We start from the raw sequence: 1,516 nt of genomic DNA, 5'->3' as shown, positions 1-1,516 counted from the left end.
TCGTATTCGCCTTCCATGATGCCTTTAAAGCCACGGATGGTGTCTTTCAGGGAAACGTATTTACCCGGAGAACCGGTGAATACTTCCGCAACGAAGAACGGCTGGGACAGGAAGCGCTGGATCTTACGCGCACGTGCTACCACCAGTTTGTCTTCTTCAGACAGTTCATCCATACCCAGGATGGCGATGATGTCTTTCAGTTCCTGGTAACGCTGCAGCAGGGACTGTACGCCACGCGCGGTGTCGTAGTGTTCCTGACCAACAACCAGTGGATCCAGCTGACGGCTGGTGGAGTCCAGCGGGTCAACGGCTGGGTAGATACCCAGAGACGCGATCTGACGGCTCAGTACCACGGTTGCATCTAAGTGCGCAAAGGTGGTGGCTGGAGATGGGTCAGTCAAGTCATCCGCAGGTACGTATACCGCCTGAACGGAGGTGATAGAACCGGTTTTGGTAGAGGTGATACGTTCCTGAAGAACACCCATCTCTTCCGCCAGCGTTGGCTGATAACCTACCGCTGAAGGCATACGACCCAGCAGTGCAGATACTTCAGTACCAGCCAGGGTGTAACGATAGATGTTATCAACGAACAGCAGAACGTCACGGCCTTCGTCACGGAACTTCTCAGCCATCGTCAGGCCGGTCAGCGCAACGCGCAGACGGTTTCCAGGTGGCTCGTTCATCTGGCCGTAAACAAGGGATACTTTGTCCAGAACGTTGGAGTCGGTCATTTCGTGGTAGAAGTCGTTACCCTCACGAGTACGTTCACCTACGCCCGCAAACACAGAGTAACCGGAGTGCTCGATCGCGATGTTACGGATCAGCTCCATCATGTTTACGGTTTTACCTACACCCGCACCACCGAACAGACCCACTTTACCGCCCTTCGCGAAAGGACACATCAGGTCGATAACTTTGATACCGGTTTCCAGCAGTTCCTGAGAGCTAGACAGCTCTTCGTAGGAAGGTGCAGCGCGGTGGATAGCCCAACGCTCTTCTTCACCGATGTCGCCTTTCATGTCTACTGGCTGACCCAGTACGTTCATGATACGACCCAGTGTTGCTTTACCTACCGGAACTTCGATTGGGTGCTCGAGGTCTTTAACATCCAGACCGCGACGCAGACCGTCGGAAGAACCCATAGCGATGGTACGTACGATACCGCCGCCGAGCTGCTGCTGAACTTCCAGCACCAGAACTTCATTACCATTCTGCACCTCAAGAGCTTCGTACACGCGCGGTACGGCATCCTGAGGGAATTCGACGTCAACTACGGCGCCGATTACCTGGACAATTTTTCCAGTAGCCATCTTGAATCCTCTACGAATTAACCTGGTTATACCGCGGATGCACCACCGACGATCTCGGTGAGTTCCTGAGTAATGCTGGCCTGTCGAGCTTTGTTGTATACCAACTGCAGCTCTTTAATCAGGCTGCCGCCATTGTCGGTCGCGGCTTTCATCGCCACCATACGTGCGGCCTGCTCGCTGGCCAGGTTTTCTACCACGCCCTGATA

Annotated in this window: 2 protein-coding genes; both read right to left on the bottom strand. The window is 54.2% G+C overall.

Annotated features, from left to right (window positions below; all coding sequences use genetic code 11):
• Window positions 1–1,310, bottom strand: a 1,310-nt coding sequence (atpD, locus tag RDN66_RS20135) for a F0F1 ATP synthase subunit beta (protein ID WP_308538141.1), incomplete at its 3' end; no start/stop codon positions are given.
• A gap of 26 nt (window positions 1,311–1,336) precedes the next feature.
• A partial coding sequence (locus tag RDN66_RS20130) for a F0F1 ATP synthase subunit gamma (protein WP_308538140.1) occupies window positions 1,337–1,516 on the bottom strand: 180 nt, incomplete at its 5' end.

Source organism: uncultured Kluyvera sp., assembly GCF_902485085.1.
GTDB classification, from domain to species: Bacteria; Pseudomonadota; Gammaproteobacteria; order Enterobacterales; family Enterobacteriaceae; genus Kluyvera; species Kluyvera ascorbata.
Note: the sequence above shows the minus strand (reverse complement) of the source record. Positions and strands in the feature narration are given on the sequence as shown.